The organism is Micromonospora sp. NBC_01740 (genome assembly GCF_035920365.1).
Lineage (GTDB): Bacteria > Actinomycetota > Actinomycetes > Mycobacteriales > Micromonosporaceae > Micromonospora > Micromonospora reichwaldensis.
Window position 1 is genome coordinate 5,958,134 of record NZ_CP109150.1, and the last position, 18,418, is coordinate 5,976,551.

Annotated in this window: 3 protein-coding genes (1 of these 3 only partly in view); all 3 read right to left on the reverse strand. The window is 74.8% G+C overall.

The annotated features are described in order from the left end of the window. Tightly spaced (each overlapping or abutting the next), the 3 genes in view from OG989_RS26290 to OG989_RS26300 form a layout consistent with a single transcriptional unit that may run on beyond the window. Window positions 1-1,329, reverse strand: coding sequence for an MFS transporter (locus OG989_RS26290; RefSeq protein WP_151454652.1), 1,329 nt, complete (start codon window positions 1,327-1,329; stop codon window positions 1-3). Next, the gene (locus tag OG989_RS26295; RefSeq protein ID WP_327028803.1) at window positions 1,326-2,309 is read right to left on the reverse strand and encodes an ornithine carbamoyltransferase; all 984 of its coding nucleotides are present in this window, start codon (window positions 2,307-2,309) and stop codon (window positions 1,326-1,328) included. Before OG989_RS26295 ends, OG989_RS26290 begins: the two co-directional genes overlap by 4 nt. Then, window positions 2,309-18,418, reverse strand: partial view of a non-ribosomal peptide synthase/polyketide synthase gene (locus OG989_RS26300; RefSeq protein WP_327028804.1) — the 3' portion only. It continues 7,317 nt past the right edge of the window; only the last 16,110 of its 23,427 coding nucleotides appear in the window; its start codon lies off the right edge, out of view; the stop codon is at window positions 2,309-2,311. Before OG989_RS26300 ends, OG989_RS26295 begins: the two co-directional genes overlap by 1 nt.

Below are 18,418 nucleotides of genomic sequence, written 5' to 3' on the forward strand. Positions count from 1 at the left end.
CTATATTCCGTCCATATCGCCACCATCCGGGGTTGCGCGGCCCGCCCGCTCGGCGGCCTCCGCCCGTTCCGCCTCGGCCCGGGCGCGACCGCCGAAGCCGAGCACCGCGAGCACCGCGATCACCCCCATCGCCCCGCCCACGATCAGCATGGCCCTGGTGAAGCTCGTCGAGTCGAGCAGGAAGCCCGCGAACAGCGCCCCCAGCGAGTTGGCTCCCGAGCTGAGCAGCATGACGATCGAGCCGGCCCGCCCGCGCAGGTGGTCAGGTGCGCTCTGGAGCACGTACAACATCCCGGCCACGTTGCTGATGCCGGCGCCGTAGTGGATCAACGCGAAGATCGCGCCGAGGACGACGAGTCCCGGTGCCAGCGCGAGTCCCGGTGCCAGCGCGAGCAGCGGCATCAGCACCGCCCAGGCGATGTTGACCCCCATGATGATCCGGCGGATCCCCCAGCGACTCAGGTAGAAGTTGCTGGTCATCGCGCCGGCCATGCCGAAGACGCTGTTCACCATCAGCAGCATCCCGACCGTGGCTGACGAGCCGCCCAGGTTCTTGACGATCACCACGAGGCCCAGGCCCAGCACCTGGAACAGGATGTTGCTCGCCGCGAAGAGGCCGAGGGCGCGGCGCAGGTAGAGCTGGCCCCAGACGAAGACGAAGCCCTCCCGCACCCGGGTCAGCAGGCCACCGGGCTCGTCCGCGCGCGCCTTCGGCGCCTGCAGGTCCCGCCGCACGAACAGCAGGGTGACCAGCGAGATCACGTGCATCAGCACGGCGAAGCCGAACGGCGCCCAGCGGGTCAGCGCGTACAGCCCGGCGCCGGCCGGCTGGCCGAGGATGCTGGCCGCGTTGGCCCGCGACTCGTTCGCCGCCGTCGCCGCGCCGTACCTGTCGGCCGGGACCACGTTGAACACCGCGGCGCGTTCGGCCAGGGCGTAGCAGATGCCCAGGCTGGCCTCCACGAACGCGACAGCCATCAGGTGCGGCAGCCACACCGAGTCCCGGGCCACCGCGACCGCGACACTGCCGATCGCGACGATCCGCCCGACGTTGCAGAGCACCATCGTGCGGCGCCGGTCCCAGCGGTCGACCAACGCCCCCGCCGGCAACTGGGTCACCAGGTTGGGCAGCAGCGCGGCGAAGGTCACCAGGCTGGCCGCCGTGGCCGAACCGGTCGACCAGAAGACCAGCAGGGTGTAGCTGATCGAGGTGGCCCGGGAACCCAGCGCGGAGACCCCGGAGCCGACCCAGAGCAGCAGGAAGTCGCGGTTGCCGGTCAGGCGCCCCGGCTGCCGGGACGTGGCCGCCGGGTGCCCGACCGCGCTCACGACGCGGACCCGGCGGGGGTGGCCCGGCACCAGTCGAGCACGGCCATCGCGCTGTAGAGCTTGTTCTCCGCCTGCTGGAAGGCGATGCTGGCCGGCCCGTCGAGCACCTCGGAGGTGACCTCCTCCCCCCGGTGCGCCGGGAGGTCGTGCATGAAGACCGCGTGCGGGCTGCGCCGCCACAGCTCCCGGTCCACCTGGAACGGGGCGAAGCGCAGCCGCCAGTCCGGGTCGGGCTTGCTGGTGCCGGTGGTCTGCCACCGGGTGGTGTAGATGGCGTCCAGGTCACCCGGCAGGTCGTCCATGTGGTGCCGTTCGACGAGGTGGGCGCCGCAGCGCTGGGCCTGCTCCCGCGCGACCGCCGCGATCTCCGCCGGCAGCCCGTACCCCGCCGGGGTGCGCAGCTCCAGCTCGACGCCGGGAAAGCGGGTCAGCGCCAGGGCCAGTGCGGTCGCGGTGTTGTTCGCCTCGCCCAGGTAGAGCAGCCGCAGGTGTTCGATACGGCCGAAGCGCCGCAGCAGGGTGGTCAGGTCGGCCAGCGCCTGCGTCGGGTGCTCCTCGGCGCTCATCGCGTTGATCACGGCCATCCGGTGCTGGCGCGACCAGTCGCGCATCTCCTCCGGGTCGGCGGCGGTCCGCGCCACCAGCACGTCGAGCATGCCCGACAGCACCCGGCCGGTGTCCTCACTGGACTCCCCGGTGTTGACCTGGAGGTCGTTCGGCCCGTACTGGATGGTCTTCGCGCCGAGCCGCAGCGCGGCCACGGTGAACGCGGTCCGGGTCCGGGTCGACGTCTTCACGAAGTAGGTGCCGACCACCCGGTCGGCCAGCGGGCTGGCGGATTCGCCCGCGGCGAACCTCGCCCCCCGCGCCACGATCGAGTAGAGGTCGTCGTCGGTCAGGTCGCGGATCGACACCAGGTGCCGCACCTGCCGGGTCGGTGGGTCGGTGACCGTGGCAAGGATGCTCGGTACGGTCGTCATCACATTTCCTCCGTCAGTGCGATGTCGGACGCCAACCGCGACACGACCTCGTGGCCCTGGTCGCCGTTGGTCAGCACCACCATCCCGGAGCCGTCGGGCACCCGGCCGGCGGTGAGCGCCTGGTAGCCGGGGATGCGGCCCCGGTGGGTGAACTCCACCCGTGTCCCGGCGGGCCCGTCGATGCGGTCCACCATGCAGCCGAGTCCGAAGACGCCGCCCGTTCCGGTGGTCAGTTGCGCCACCGCCAGCTCCCGGCTCAGCAGGGCCGGGTCGCCCCGGTACGCGAGGTGGATCTCCCTGACGAGCTGGGCCAGGTCGGTGGCGGTGGTCCAGAGGCCGGCCGCCGCCAGGTCCGTACGCACCTGCCAGCCGCCCGGGAGCGGCTCGCCCCGCTCGTCGTGCCCGACGGCCACCGGCCGGCCGGACGTCTCCGGGAAGCTCTGGTCGAAGCTGCTGCCGGTCATCCCCGCCGGTCCGAAGACCAGCTCGGCCATCAGGTCGGCGAAGGGCGTCGCGGTGACGTCCTCCATGAGCTGCTGCACCACCACGAAGTGGCTGTTGCGCTCCACCGCCACCGCGTCGGGCGCGTCGAGCGCCCGGACCGGACCGGTGGGCACGCCCCGGCCGTGCAGCACGTCCGACAGGCTCGGCACGGGGCCGCCACGCGGGTGCCCGGTGCTGCCCGTCGGGGTCAGCCCGGCGACGTGGGAGAGCAGCTGCCGCAGGCTCACCGGTCGATCGGCCGGCAGCTGCCAGCCCTTCAGGTACGCGTTGACGTCCGTGTCGAGCTGGAGTTGCCCCCGCCCGAGAAGGACCAGCGCGCCCACCGCGGTGACCAGCTTGCTGACCGAGCCGACCTGGAAGATGGTCGCCGGGGTCACCGGGGCGTCGCCGCCGGCCGCGCGGTGCCCGGCGGCGCGGACCTCCACCACCTCGCCGTCGGCGAGCAGGGCCAGCGAGGCGCCGGGCACCCGGTGGGCGGCGAGCAGCGGCTCGACGGCCGGCAGCACCGGCACGGCCCGCGCCACCCCGGCGCGTACCGCCGGATCCGCCGCTTCGACGGACGCCGCCCCGGTCGGGGCGAGCGAGGCGGCCAGCTCGGCCAGGGTCCGGTCGAGCATCGCCGCCCGCAGCGTCAGCGGAACTCCGGCCTGCCGGGCCGCCGTGACCACCGGTACGACCAGCAGCGAGTGCCCGCCCAGGGCGAAGAAGCGGTCGTGCCGGCCCACCCGGTCGATCTGGAGGACCCCGGCCCAGATGTCGGCGATCAGCTTTTCCAGCCCGGGGCGGGGCGGGGTGTGGTCGGCCGCCCCGGCCAGGTCCACCGGGGGCAGCGCCCGACGGTCGACCTTGCCGTTGGCGTTGAGCGGGATGGCCGGCACCGGGACGAAGACGCTCGGGACCAGTTGGCTGGGCAGCCACCGGGCACAGTGCGCGGCCAGGTCCGGCGCGTCGCCGACGTGGTAGGCCACCAGGCGGGGTCCGCCGGCGCCCGTCGACTCGACGGTCACCACCGCGTCCCGCACGCCCGGATGCGCCACCAGCACCGCCCTTACCTCGCCGGGCTCCACCCGGTGCCCTCGGATCTTCACCTGGTCGTCGACCCGGCCGAGCAGGTCGAGCTGCCCGTCCGGCAGCCAGCGGCCCAGGTCGCCGGTCCGGTACAGCCGCCCGCCGTCCGCGGCGAACGGATCGGGCACGAACCGGTCGGCGGTCAGGTCCGGCCGGCCGGCGTAGCCCCGGGCGAGGCCGGGGCCGCCGAGGTGGACGTGCCCGACCACGCCCACCGGCACCGGTTGCAGGTCGGCGTCGAGGACGTACGTGCGCATCCCGGCCATCGGCCGGCCGATCGGCGCGACGTCGCCCCGCAGCGGCCCGGTGACCGGGTACCGGCTGACGGCCACCGTCGCCTCCGTCGGCCCGTACTCGTTGAGCAGCACGCTGCCCGGCGCGAGCGCGTGCCAGCGGTCGCAGACCTGCCGGGTCAGCGCCTCGCCGCCCAGGACCAGCAGCGGGGTCAGGGCCGCCGCCTGCTCCGCGCCGAGCTGGCGGGTCAGCAGGTCGAGGTGGCCGGGGGTCAGCTTGACGAAGCTGAACGGGCCGGCGTCGGCCAGCCTCGGGCCCAGCTCGTCCAGCCCGGCTTCGGGCGGCAGCAGCCACAGCCGCTGCCCGGTGACCAGCGGCGCCCAGATGCTGGTCACCACCATGTCGTACGCGACCGACGAGAAGAGCGCGGCGCCGCCGGTGCGGTCCCCGATCAGCTCCTCGGCCGCCCAGCCGAGGTAGTTGGCGAGGCTGCCGTGGCTGATCTGCACGCCGTTCGGCCGGCCGGTCGAGCCGGAGGTGAAGATGACGTACGCGAGGTGGTCCGGGTCGGGACGGCCGGGCGGCGGGTCGGCGGGCAGCGCGGCGATCCGCTCGGCGTCGCGGTCGAGCAGCACCAGCTCGACGCCGGTGAGCCGGTCGGCGTGGCCGGTCGAGGTCACCACCACCGTCGCCCCGGCGTCGGCGAGCATCGCGGCGACCCGCTCGGCCGGGTGCCCCGGGTCGATCGGCAGGTACGCGCCGCCGGCCCGCCACACCCCGAGCAGGGCGGCGACGAGGTCGGCGCCCCGGTCCAGCAGCACCCCGACGACCCGCTCCGGGCCGATCCCCGCCCCGCGCAGGTGGTGGCCGATGCGGTTGGCCGCCGTGTCCAGCTCGGCGTAGGTCGTACCGTCGACGGCCTCCGCGTCGGGGGTGGCGGCGGCCCGCGCCGCGACCCGGTCCGGGACGAGGTCGACGCATCCGGGCGCGGCCGAGGCGTTCCAGCCCACCAGCACGTCGTCGCGTTCCCCGGCGGGCAGGTACGCCGCCCGGGGGTCGCCGTCGGGGTCGGCCACCATGGCCTCCAGCACCAGCCGGTACATGCCGCCCAGCCGCGCGGCGTCGGCCCGGCCCATGGCGTGGCTGTCGGTGCTCAGTTCGAGCCGGCCGGCGCCCGCGGCGACGGCGAGCGCGAACTCGGAGGTGCTCGCGCCGATCCGCTCCACGGGCGCGGTGCGCCCGCCGTCGACCTCGGTGAAGTCGAGGTAGCTGAAGTAGACGTCGGTGAGGCCGGCGCCCCGGCCGGGGGTGCGGATGGCCGGCGCCGGGTAGCGGCGGTGCGGCCACAGGTCGGCCTCGCGGGCGTGCACCCGCTGGACGAGTTCCCGCCAACTGCCCGCCGTCCGGTCGTGCGGGAACGGCAGGGTGTTCAGCGACATGGCGTAGACCCGCTCGCTGCCCACCACGTCGGGACGCGTGTTGCAGACCAGCCCGCTGTAGAAGGCCGGCTCGTCGGTGAGCTGGCTGAGCACCTTCAGGTGCGCGGCGTGCAGCACCGCCTTGAGCGAGACCCGGGCCGCCGAGGCCAGGGCCCGCATCCGCGGCTCCAGGTCCGCGTAGGACACCACCTCGGTGTACGGCTCCCGGGTGGCCGGCGCGGGCGGCGCCCACGCGGCGGGGAGCAGGAACCTCGGGTGCCGCTCGACCACGTCCTGCCAGTACCGCTGGTCGGCCGCCGAGTCCAGGGCGCGCAGCTCGCCGGCGACGAAGTCGGCGAAGCGCACCCCGGGCGGGGCGGTGACGTCGGGTTCCGCGCCCGCCCGCCGCGCGTGGTACCGGTCCAGGATCTCCATCACCAGGGCGTGCAGGCTCCAGCCCTCGATGATGACGTGGCAGATGGTGAGCACCAGCCGCCAGCTCCGGTCGGTCTCCAGGCACACGGTGAACCGCAGCAGCGGCGCCCGCTCGACGTCGAACAGCTCGGCGTACTCCTCGCCGACGAGCCGGCGCACCAGGGCCGTCCGGTCCGCCTCGGCGACCCCGCGCAGGTCGCGGGTGTGGACCGGCACGTCCACCGCGCGGTGCACGAGCTGCATCGGCACCGAGTAGCCGCTCGTGTCCACCGAGGTACGCAGCACGTCGTGCCGGGCCACCACCTCGGCGACGGCGGTCCGCAGCGTCGCCAGGTCGAACGGCTCGTCGTCGGGGATCAGGAACGAGACGACGTTGTGGTAGTGGTTCTGGCCGTTGTCGGCCAGCATCTCCAGCAGCATCCCCAGCTGCACCCGCGACAGCGGGTACGCGTCGTCCAGCCCGGCCGGCAGCAGCGGCAGGTCGGCGGGGGCGACCAGCTCGAAGGGCTCGACGGGGCGGTCGGTCGGCGCCGGCGCGTCCCGGCTCGCCAGCACCTCGCCGAGCGCCCGGACGCTCGGGTGCCGGAAGATGTCCGCGACCGTCACGTCCAGCCCGGCCGCGCGCATCGTCCCGGCCAGCACCAGCGCCGTGATGGAGTGCCCGCCGAGGTCGAAGAAGCCGTCGGTGACGCCGACCGCCGGCAGGCCCAGCACCTCGGCCCAGACGGCGGCCACGCGCTCCTCCAGCGGACCGGCCGGGGCGACGAAGTCCCGGCCCGCCAGCGTCGCGCCGGTGGGGGCGGGCAGCGCCCGCCGGTCCAGCTTGCCGCTGTTGTTGCGCGGCAACTGCTCCAGCAGCACGAACGCCGACGGGACCATGTACTCCGGCAGGCTGCGCCCCAGCCGCTCGCGCAGCGCGGCGACCTGCGGCGGCTCCCCGTCGCCGGCCACCAGGTACGCGGTCAGCCGGGGGTCGGCCGGGTCGTCCGCGCGCAGCACGACGACCGCCTCCGCGACACCGGGCAGCGCGGTCAGCGCCGCCTCGATCTCGCCCGGCTCGATCCGGTAACCCCGCAGCTTCACCTGGTCGTCGAGGCGGCCGAGGAACTCCACGCTGCCGTCGGGCAGCCGGGTGGCCAGGTCGCCGGTGCGGTACATCCGGCTGCCGGCCGGGCCGTACGGGTCGGGCAGGAACCGCCGGGCGGTCAGGTCGGGCTGGTTGAGGTAGCCGCGGGCCACCCCGTGCCCGGCCAGGTACACCTCGCCGGGCACGCCGATGGGCGCCGGGTGGCCGTACTGGTCGAGCACGTACATCCGCACGCCGGACAGCGGCCGGCCGATGCGGCTGCCCACGCCGGGCGCCAGGTCGGCCCGGGTGATCCGGTGGTAGGTGGAGTAGACGGTGGTCTCGGTGATCCCGTACATGTTGACCAGCGCGGTGCGGGCCAGCCCGAGGCGGGACGCCCACGGGGCGAGGTCGGCGAAGTCGAGCTTCTCCCCCGCGATGACCACCGCCCGCAGCGACAGCTCCCGGATTCCGGGGGCGTCCTCGGCGGCGAGCCGGACCAGCCCGCGCAGCGCCGTCGGGGTCTGCGCCAGCATGGTGACCCGCTGCGTCACCAGCAGGTCCAGCAGGTCCTGCGGCACGCGGGCCACCTCGCGGGGCACCACCACCAGCCGGCTGCCGTGCAGCAGCGCCCCCCACAGCTCCCAGACGGAGACGTCGAAGGCGTACGAGTGGAACAGCGCCCACACGTCGGTCTCGTCCACCGCGTAGTGCTCCTGCGCGGCGTCGAGCAGGCGCAGCACGTTGGCGTCGCTCACGCAGACGCCCTTGGGCCGACCGGTCGAGCCGGAGGTGTAGATGACGTAGACGAGGTCGTCGGGGTCGCGGGCGATCCCCGGATCGGTCTCCGGGTGCCCGGCCAGGTCGCCGGAGTCCAGCAGCACCCGCCGCCCGTCGAAGCCGGCGAGCACCTCCGCCTGCGCGGAGGTCGTCACCACGGTCCGTGCCCCGGCGTCGGCCAGCATGTAGCCGATCCGCTCGGCGGGCTGGGCCGGGTCCAGCGGCAGGTACGCCGCGCCGGCCTTGAGCACGCCGAGCAGCGCGGGCACCAGGTCCGCGTCCCGGTCGAGGCAGACCCCGACGACGGTCTCCCGGCCGGAGCCGGCCGCGCGCAGGTGGTGCGCCAGCCGGTTGGCGGCGGCGTCGACCTGGGCGTACGTCAGCTCGACGGCGCCGGCCACCACGGCCACCGCCTGCGGATCGCGGGCCAGCTGGGCCTGGAACAGCTCGACCATGGTGCCCGTGACCGGCTCGTCGGCGCCGGTGTCGGTGACGCCGAGCAGCCGGTCGCGTTCACCCCCGGGCACGCAGACGGCCTGGCAGTCGCCGTGGGGGTCGGCGACCATCGCCTCCAGCACCGCCCGGTACATGCCGGCGATCCGGTCCAGGTTGGCCTGGCTGACCAGCCCCGCCCGCGCGGAGAGCGCGTAGCGGCCCCGTTGGGCGAAGCAGGAGAGGTCGAACTCGGTGGCGCCCTCGCCGGCGGCGCCGGTGACCACCGGGCCGGATCCGTCGCCGCCCTGCGTCGCGCGGGTGAAGTCCTGGTAGTTGAACAGGACGTGCAGCAGCCGGTGGCCGGCCTCGCGCTGCATCTCGGCCAGCGGGAACCGCCGGTGCGGCCAGAGCGCGACCTCCCGGTCGAACACCGCGGCGACGAGGTCGCGCCAGGTGCGGGCGGACCGGTCGTACGGGAACGGCACGGTGTTGAGGTACATGCCGTGCACCTCGTCGGCGCCGAGCACCTCGGGCCGGGCGTCGCAGACGAGGCCGGCGTGGAAGCCCGGCTCGCCGGTGAGCTGGCTGAGCACCTTCAGGTGCGCGGCGTGCAGCACCGCCTTCACCGACACGTCGGTGTCGCGGGCCAGGGCGCGCAGCGCCTCGTCCAGGTCGGCGAAGTCGACCGTGGCGTCCACCGTGGCGTCCGGCGCGTCCGGCTCGCCCCAGCCGGCGGGCAGGGTGAACGGGGCACGCCCGTCCCACACCGACCGCCAGTGCTCCCGGTCGGCGGTCGACTCCAGCGCGGCGATCTCGGCGGCGATGAAGTCGGCGTAGCGCACGGTCGGCACGTCGGCCGACGCCGGGGTGCGGCCGTCGGCCAGCTCGGCGTAGCGGTCGAGCACCTCGGTGACCAGCCGCGCGCTGCTCCAGCCCTCGGTGACGGTGTGGGAGATGGTGAAGGTGAACCACCAGCTCTCGTCGCTGTCCACGTGCGCGGTGACCCGCAGCAGCGGCGCGGTGGCGACGTCGAACGGGCGGCCCCGCTCGGCGGCGATGAACTCCGCGAAGAGCGCGGCGTGCCGCTCGGCCGGGACGCCCCGGCCGTCCTCGACGCGCACGTCGGGTTCGGCGTGGGCGTGCACGAGCTGCATCGGCACCGAGTAGCCGACCAGGTCGAACGACGTGCGCAGGATCTCGTGCCGGGCCACCACGGCGCGGACCGCGCCGCGCAGCGCCCCGGCGTCGAACGGCCGCCCGTCGCGGACCTGGTGGGCCAGGACGCTGTGGTAGACCGCGCGGTCGCCGCTGACGGCCGACTCCACCAGCATGCCGAGCTGGGTGCGCGACGCCGGGTAGGCGTCGACCAGGCCGCCGGGCAGCCTGGCCCGGTCGGCGGCGCCGATCAGCGCGTACGGGGCGACCGGGCGGAACTCGTCGGTGTCGGCGTCGGTCAGCGCGGCGGCCAGCCGGCGGACGGTCCGGTGCGCGAAGACGTCCCGCACGCTGGTGGGGTGCCCGGCGGCGCGCAGCGTGCCGACGAGGGTGACCGCGAGCATCGAGTCGCCGCCGAGGTCGAAGAAGCTGTCGGTGACGCCGACGCGGGCCACGCCGAGCACCCGCGCCCAGATCCCGGCGATCTCCTCCTCCACGTCGCCGGTCGGGGCCTGGTAGTCCCCGGTCGCGTACGCGCCGGCCTCGGGGGCCGGGAGCTGGCGCCGGTCGACCTTGCCGTTCGGGTCCTTGGGGATGGCGTCGAGGGTGACGTAGGCGGCCGGCACCATCGCCTCGGGCAGCGCGGCGAGCAGCCGCTCCCGCAGCCCGGACGGGGTCGGTGCGTCGCCGGGGGTCGGCAGCACGTACCCGACGAGGGTGCGGCGGCCGTCGTGCTCGCGTACGGCGGCGACGGCGTCGGCCACGCCGGGGCAGCCGCGCAGGGCCGTCTCGATCTCCCCCAGTTCGATGCGTACGCCGTGCAGCTTCACCTGCGAGTCGAGCCGACCCAGGAAGTCGACGGTGCCGTCGGGCCGCCACGCCGCCGCGTCCCCGGTGCGGTACAGCCGCGCCCCGGGCGGGCCGTACGGGTCCGGCACGAACCTCTCGGCGGTCAGCCCCGGCCGGCCCAGGTAGCCCCGGGCCAGCCCCGTCCCGCCGATGCACAGCTCGCCGGGCACGCCCAGCGGCACGGGGTCCAGCCGCTCGTCGAGGACGTACAGCCGCAGGTTCGGGTGCGGGGTGCCGAGCGGCACCCGGGACAGCCCGGCCAGGGCGTCGGTGGTGCACTGCCAGCTGCTCACGTCGACGGTGGCCTCGGCCGGGCCGTACGTGTTGTGCAGCTCGCAGCCGGGCAGCGCGGCCAGGAACGCCCGCGCCACGTCGACGCCGATCTCCTCGCCGCCCACCGCCACCGACCGCAGCGACCGGCAGCCGGCCAGCCCCTCGGCCAGCAGCGCCGGCAGCATCGACGGCACGAAGTGGACGGTGGTGACGCCCTCGCGGGCCATCAGCTCGCACAGGTACGCGGGGTCGCGGTGCCCGCCGGGGCGGGCCACCACGATCCGGGCGCCCGCCGACAGGGCCGCGTAGACCTCGCCCGGGGAGACGTCGAAGCCGATCTCGGTCTTCTGGAGCACGACGGCGTCGCCGTCCAGCCGGTAGACCTGCGCGCCGACGTGCCCGGTCCTGTTGACCAGGGCCCGGTGCGACAGCAGCGAGCCCTTGGGGCGGCCGGTGGAACCGGAGGTGTAGATGACGACGCTGCCGTTGTCGGGGTCGGTGAGCGGCTCCGGGTCGGTCGGCGGGCGGTCGGCCCAGGCGTCCGGCTCGTCGAGCAGCACCACCGTGGCGTCGACCGGCGGCAGTTGCGCCCGCAGCTCGGCGGTGGTGAGCAGCACCGGGGCCGCCGCGTCGGCCAGCATGAACGCCAACCGCTCCGCCGGGTACGACGGGTCCAGGGGCAGGTACACCCCACCCGCCTTGTGTACCGCCAGCATCCCCACGACCTGCTCCACCGACCGGTGCGCACACACCCCGACCAGCGCCTCCGGCCCCACCCCCAGCTCCCGCAGGTGGTGCGCCAACCGGTTCGCCCGGCCGTTGAGCTGCCCGTACGAGAACGACACGCCCTCGGCCGTGATCGCCACCGCGTCCGGCCGCCGCGCCGCCTGCGCCTCGAACGCCGCCGGCACGTACCCGCCGACCTCGACGGTCCGGCCCGGGGCGAACCGGGCGATCTCCTCGCGCTCCCCGGCCGGCAGGCGCGGCGCCGCCGCGTCCCCGTCCGGGTCGGTCACCATCGCCGTCAGCACCTCGCGGAACATCGCCCCGATCCGCACCAGGGCGGCCGGGTCGGCGGTCCGGCTGTCGCTGACCAGGCGGACGGTGCCGCCGCCCGCCCCGACCGACAGGCCGAACTCGGTGGCCCCGGGCCCGCCGACCTCGACGAGGTCCGTGCCGGCGCCCGGCGCCCCGGCCGCCGCGCCGCCGTCCTGCCGGGTCTCCACGTAGCCGAAGACGACGTCGATCGGCCGGGACCCGGCGTCGGCCAGCCGCGCCACGGCCGGCAGCGGGTAGCGCCGGTGCGGCCACAGCTCCACCTCGCGGTCGAAGACCGACCGCACCAGCTCCCGCCACGTCCCCGCCGAGCGGGCGTGCGGGAACGGCAGCACGTTGATGTACATCCCGTGCACCCGCTCCGCGCCCCGCACCTCCGGCCGCGCGTCGCACACCAGGCCCGTGTAGAAGGCGGACCCGCTGGTGAGCTGGCTCATCACCTTCAGGTGCGCGGCGTGCAGCACCGCCTTGACCGAGGTGTTGGTGTCGCTGGCGAGGCGTCGGAGCGCCGCGTCCAGGTCGTTGACGTCCACCGTGTACCGGCAGACCGCCGCCGCGCCGGACCGGTCGCCGAAGGCGTCCGGGAGGGTCAGCTTCGGCCGCCCGGTCACCACCGCCCGCCAGTGCTCGGCGGTCTCCGGCGAGCGCAGCGCCGCCAGCTCCCCGGCGACGTGGTCGGCGTACCGGACGGCGGGGGGCTCGTCCTGTTTCGGCGCCCCGCCGCGGCTGCGCCGGGCGTACTCGCCGAGCAGCTCGGCGAGCAGGGCGTTGAGGTCCCAGCCGCCGGTCACCAGGTGACTCACGGCGAGGGTCAGCCACCAGGCGCCGGCGTCGTCGGCGTGCGCGGCGACCCGCAGCAGCGCGGCGGCCGAGTCCAGGTCGAAGGGGGTACGCCGCTCGGCGGCCAGGTGCTCCTCGTGATCAGCGGCCGGGTGCACGGCGACCGGCACGGCGACGCTCGCGCGCACCAGCTGCATCGGCACCGAGTAGCCCGTCAGGTCGACCGAGGTGCGCAGCGTCTCGTGCCGGGCGACCAGCGCGTCGACCGTCGCCTGGAGCGCGCGGGCGTCGAACGGCCGCCCGTCGTCGACCCGGATCGACTGCACGATGTGGTACAGCGACCTCTCGGGGTCCTTCTGGATCTCCACGGCCATGCCGACCTGCGCCTGCGTCGCCGGGTACGCGTCGACCAGGCCGCCGGGCAGCCTGGCCCGGTCGGCGGCGTCGATCAGCGCGTACGGCTCGACGGGGCGAAAGGCCCCCTCCTTGGGGGTGTCGGCCTCGGCGAGCGCGGTGACCAGACGGCGGATCGTGCGGTGCGCGAAGATGTCCCGCACGGTGACGTCGTGGCCGGCCGCGCGCAGCGACCCGACCAGGGTCACCGCCGTCATCGAGTCACCGCCCAGGTCGAAGAAGCTCTCGGTCACGCTGACCCGGTCGAGGTCGAGCACCCAGGACCAGACGCCGGCCATCGCCGACTCCACCGGGCCGTTGGGCCGCTCGTAGCGGCCCCGGGCGTAGGACCGCGCGTCCGGCGCCGGCAGTTGCCGCCGGTCGACCTTGCCGTGCGGGTCCACGGGAACGGCGTCGATCGTGACGTACGCGGCCGGCACCGTCGCCTCGGGCAGCTCGGCCAGCAGCCGTTCGCGCAGCTCACCGGGGGTGGGCGCGGGCCCGCCGTCGGTGACGAGGTAGCCGACCAGGGTGCGCCGGCCGTCCTGCTCCCGGACCGCGGCGACCGCGTCGGTCACCCCGGGGCAGCCGCGCAGGGCCGTCTCGATCTCCCCCAGCTCGATGCGTACGCCGTGCAGCTTCACCTGCGAGTCGATGCGCCCCAGGAAGTCGACGGTCCCGTCGGGCCGCCACGCCGCCGCGTCCCCGGTGCGGTACAGCCGCGACCCGGGCGCGCCGTACGGGTCCGGCACGAACCGCTGCGCGGTCGTTCCCGGCGCCCCGAGGTAGCCCCGGGCCAGCGCAATCCCGCCGATGCACAGCTCGCCGCGCACCCCGACCGGCACCGGTTGCAGGTGCTCGTCGAGCACCCGGACGGTGAGGTTGGTGAACGGGGTGCCGAGCGGCACCCGGGACAGTCCGGCCAGGGCGTCGGTGGTGCAGAGCCAGCTCGTGACGTCGACCGTGGTCTCAGCCGGGCCGTACGTGTTGTGCAGCTCGCAGCCGGGCAGCGCGGCCAGGAACGCCCGCGCCACGTCGACGGCGATCTCCTCGCCGCCGACGGCCACCGACCGCAGCGACCGGCAGCCGCCGATCCCCTCGGCCAGCAGCGCGGACAGCATGCTCGGCACCAGCTCGACGGCGGTGACGCCCTCGCGGACGATCAGCTCCCGCAGGTACGCGGGGTCGCGGTGCCCACCGGGGCGGGCCACCACGATCCGGGCGCCCGCCGACAGGGCCGCGTAGACCTCGGCCGGGGAGACGTCGAAGCCGATCTCGGTCTTCTGGAGCAGCACCGCTTCTTCGTCGAGGCGGTTGATCCGCCGGCCGGCGTACGCGGAGCGGTTGACCAGCGCCCGGTGCGGCACGAGGACGCCCTTGGGCTGGCCGGTCGAGCCGGAGGTGTAGATGACGTAGCAGCCACTGTCGGCGTGGGTGACCGGCTCGGGGTCGGTGGCCGGCTGGCCCGCCCAGGCGTCCGGCTCGTCGAGCAGCACGGTGGCCGCCTCGGCCGCCGGGAGCTGACCGCGCAGCTCGGCGGTGGTGAGCAGCACCGGGGCCGCCGCGTCAGCCAGCATGAACGCCAGCCGCTCCGCCGGGTACGACGGATCCAACGGCAGGTACACCCCACCCGCCTTGTGCACCGCCAGCATCCCCACGACCTGCTCCACCGACCGGTGGGCGCACACCCCGACGAGGACCTCCGGCCCCACCCCCAGCTCCCGCAGGTGGTGCGCCAACCGGTTCGCCCGGGCGTTCAGGTCCCGGTAGCTGACGCGGGTGCCGTCGCAGGTGATCGCCACCGCGTCCGGCCGCCGCGCCGCCTGCGCCTCGAACGCCGCCGGGGCGTACCCGCCGACCTCGGCGGTGCCGCCGGACGACCAGCCCTCGACCTCGTCGCGTTCGGCCGCCGGAAGGCGGACGGCGACCGCGTCGCCCTCGGGGTCGGCCACCATCGCCGCCAGCACCTCGCGGAACATCGCCCCCACCCGGGCCAGCGCGGCGGGACCGAAGGCGTGGCTGTCGCCGACCAGGTCGAGGAAGCCGCCGGCGGCGGTCACCTGGAGGGCGAACTCGGTGCCGCCCTCCCCGGCGATGGCCTCGAAGTCGACGGACTCGTCGGCGACCGCCCCGGCCCGGCGGAATTCGGTGTAGTCGAAGACGACGTCGATCGGGCGGGACCCGGCGCCGGCCATCCGCTGCACCGCCGGCAGGGGGTACCGCCGGTGCGGCCACAGCTCCACCTCGCGGTCGAAGACCGACCGCACCAGCTCGCGCCACGTGCCGGCACCCCGGGCGTGCGCGAACGGCAGCACGTTGATGTACATGCCGTGCACCCGCTCGGCGCCCCGCACCTCGGGCCGCGCGTCGCACACCAGGCCCGTGTAGAACCGCCCCTGGTCGGTGAGCTGGCTCATCACCTTCAGGTGCGCGGCGTGCAGCACCGACTTGGGCGACACGTCGAGGGTCGACGCCAGCGCGCGCAGCTTCGGCTCCAGGTCCTGGTAGCTGACCCGGGTCCGCAGGCTCTCGCGCGGGCCGTCGGTGCGGCCCCAGCCGTCCGGCGTGGTGAAGCCGGCGTAGGTGTCGACGATGCCCCGCCAGTACGCCTCGTCCTCGCCGCCCTTGAGCGCGGCCAGTTCGGCGGCGACGAAGTCGGCGTACCGGACGGCGGTCGGCTCGGGCGACTCGGGCACCATGCCGGCGCTGCGCCGCTCGTAGCAGCCGATCAGCTCGACCAGGAGGGTGTTCAGGTCCCAGCCGCCGGTGACCAGGTGGCTGACGGCGACGGTGAGCCACCAGCCCCGCTCGTCGGTGCGGTGGGCGGCGACCCGCAGCAGCGGCGCCGGCTGGTCCAGCGCGAAGGGCCGGGCCCGTTCCGCGTCGACGTACGCCCGCAGCCGCGCCTCGACGTCGTCGCCGGTCAGCTCCGTCACCCGTACGTCGACGGGCGCCTCGGCGTGCACGAGCTGCAGCGGCACCGAGTAGCCGGTGAGGTCGAACGAGGTACGCAGCGTCTCGTGCCGGCCGACCACGTCCCGCACGGCGGCCCGCAGCGCGTCGACCGAGAACGGCCGGCCACTGTGCACCCGGAAGCAGCGCACGATGTGGTACAGCGACTTGCCGGGGTCCTTCTGGATCTCCACGGCCATGCCGACCTGCGCCTGCACGGCCGGGTAGGCGTCCACGAGGCCGGCGGGCAGCGCGGCCCGGTCGGCGGCGGTCAACAGGGAGAAGGGCGCGACGGCCTGGAAGGCCGGGGCCGCCGGGGCGGCGTCCTTGGCGGAGAGGTGCCCGGCCAGGGCGGCGACCGTGCGGTGCACGAAGACGTCCCGGACGGCCACCCCGAAGCCGGCCGCCCGCAGCGCGCCGACCAGGGCGACCGCGCGCAGCGAGTCGCCGCCGAGGTCGAAGAAGCTCTCCCGGGTGCTGACCTGTTCGAGGTTGAGCACCTGGCCCCAGATCCCGGCGAGCCGGCTCTCCAGCTCGGTCTCCGGTGCGACGTGTGCCCGCTCGACGGGCACCGCCGCCTCCCAGAGGGCGGCGCGGTCGACCTTGCCGTTGGCGTTGAGCGGGATCGCCTCCACGGCGACGAACTCGGCCGGGATCATGTACTCCGGCAGGTGCTCCGCGCACCGCTGCCGGATCCGGTCCAGCAGGCCCGGCGTCGCCGGCGCGGCCGGGCGGTAGAACGCCACCAGCCGGGCGTCGCCCTCGGCGGCCGATCCGGAGACCAGGGCGACCGCGTCGGCCACGCCGTCGGTGCCCTCCAGGACCGTCTCGATCTCGCCGAGTTCGATCCGGTAGCCGCGGATCTTCACCTGGTGGTCGACCCGCCCGACGAACTCCACCGCCCCGTCGGGCAACCGCCGCACCAGGTCCCCGGTGCGGTACATCCGCGCCCCGGCCATGGTTCCAACGGCGGCCGCGGTTCCGGCTCCGGCGGCTGCTGCGGTTCCAGCTGCGGCTGCGGCTGCGGTTCCGGATGCAGCGGCGAACGGGTCGGGCAGGAACCGCTCGGCCGTGAGTGCCGGCTGACCCGCATAACCACGGGCCACGCCCACGCCACCCACGTACAGCTCACCGACCACACCCACCGGCGACAACTGCAGGTCCCCGTTGAGCACGTACATCGTCATGCCCGGCAGAGCACGGCCGATCGGCACCACCGGACCCGCCTGCTCCACGTCCACCGGGAAGATGCACGTGCCGACACTCGCCTCGGTCGGCCCGTACTCGTTGACCAGACCGCCCGCACCCAACAACCCCAACCACCGGTTCGCCAACGCCGCAGGCAACGCCTCACCCGCGACCACCACCACCGGCGCCAACGACGCCAACGCCTCATCCGACAACTGCCGACCAAGAATCTCCAGATGACCCGGCGTCAACTTCAAGAAACTGAACGGCCCCGACGACGCCAACACCGCACCCAACTCGGCCAGATCCACATCCTGACCCACCATCACCACACGCTGACCCGCCACCAACGGCGCCCACAAATTCGGCACCTGCAAGTCGAACGCCACCGACGAGAACACCGCACAACCACCCGCACCACGCGACGCCAACTCACCCGCCGCCCACCGCACATGATTCGCCAACCCCCGGTGCGACACCTGCACACCCTTCGGCCGACCCGTCGACCCCGACGTGAAAATCACATACGCCAACTCGTCGAGGTCGATCGGCCCGGGCAGGGCCGCCCGCAGGTCACCGTCGGCCGTGGCCTCCTCGGCGCCGTCGTCCACGATCTCGTCCACCCGGAGCACGTCGACCCCGGCACCGGCGAACCGGTCCGCGTACCGCTGCGAGGTGATCGCGACCCGCGCACCCGCGTCGGCGAGCATCGCGGCGATGCGGCCCGGCGGGTACGACGGATCCACCGGCACGAACGCCGCACCCGCCTTCCACACCCCCAGCATCGACGCCACCAACTCCACACCCCGGTCCAGCAGCACACCCACCACCGCACCGGCACCCACACCCCGGCCGACCAGGCGCCGCCCGATCACGGCGGCGCGGGCGTCCAGGCCCGCGAAGTCGACCGACCGACCGTCCGGCTCGGACACGGCCTCCGCCGACGGCGCTTCGGCCGCCCGCGCCTCGAACTCGGCGAGGACCGAATGCGACACCGGCGCCACCGCCGACGCCCCGTCGGCCAGCACCACTGACGCCTCACCCGGAGGCAGGCACACCACCGACGCGTCACCGTCCACGTCGGCGACCATGGCCTCCAGCACCGCCCGGTACATGCCACCGAGCCGCAGGACGTTGGGGTAGCTGACCTGGTGCGGCCGGGCCAGGATGTTGAGCACGCCGCCGAGGGTGGAGACGTGCAGGCCGAACTCGCCGCTGGCCTCGTAGATGGCGTCCTCGAAGTCGACCCGCTCGGTGTCGACCTGCTCGAAGTCGAGGTAGTTGAAGAGGATCTCGATCGGCCGACGCCCGTCGCCCAGGCGCTGCACGGCCGGCAGCGGGTAGCGGCGGTGCGGCCACAGCTCCAGTTCCCCGGCGAAGGTGTTGCGGATCAGCTCCCGCCAGGTACGCGCGCCCGCGTCGTGCACGAACGGCAGCGTGTTCAGGTGCATCCCGTAGACCCGGTCGGCGCCGGTCACCTCGGGCCGGCCGTGGCTGACCAGTCCGCTGGTGAACACGGGCTC